1 protein-coding gene is annotated in these 762 nt (G+C 48.6%); it reads right to left on the reverse strand.

Going from position 1 to position 762, the window contains the following annotated elements:
* A partial coding sequence (locus tag AVJ19_RS21225; protein WP_162626694.1) for an Ig-like domain-containing protein occupies window positions 1-762 on the reverse strand: 762 nt, incomplete at both ends.

Genomic DNA, 762 nt, shown 5'->3' on the forward strand with positions numbered 1-762 from the left:
ATTCATCAACGTTATAATCTTTACGTATTAGAATAATTACGCCATTACCTGCCACATCATGCACCACCACACTGCCTGCGATTGATTTGTCGCCATCAGCCAGCAAATCACTACCTGCTACATCAACACTCCAACTACCGTCTGCTTGAACAGCAGCAGTGTACGGTTGATCGTTGATGGTCAGTGTGACGGTATCGCCCTCAGTAAATTCACCAGTCACGTTACCAGTCAACGTCACAGTTGTTCCTGCTTCCGCTGCATTCACAACGTTGTCCGCTGTAACCGCATCAATGCTAAGCGTCGCTGTCGGTGCTGTGGTGTCAATGCTATAGACTTTATCAGCTGTCACTGTCGCAGGGTTGCCTGCCACATCATGCACCACCACACTGCCTGCGATTGATTTGCCGCCACCAGCCAGCAAATCACTACCTGCTACATCAACACTCCAACTACCGTCTGCTTGAACAGCAGCAGTGTACGGTTGATTGTTGATGGTCAGAGTGACGGTATCGCCCTCAGTAAATTCACCAGTCACTTGACCAGTTAACGTCACAATTGTTCCTGCTTCCGCAGCATTCACAATGTTGTCCGCTGTGACCGAATCAATTACTAGACTCGCTGTCGGTACAAGCGTATCTAAAGTGAATTTAATCTCTGTCGGATTCGAAACATTCCCAGCTTTGTCGGTTTGACGTACGCTGATGCTGTTCTCACCTTCCTGAGCGATAGGTTTTGTGGTACTCCATGTCACACCACCATCGG

Source organism: Acinetobacter sp. CFCC 10889, from assembly GCF_003268395.1.
Lineage (GTDB): Bacteria > Pseudomonadota > Gammaproteobacteria > Pseudomonadales > Moraxellaceae > Acinetobacter.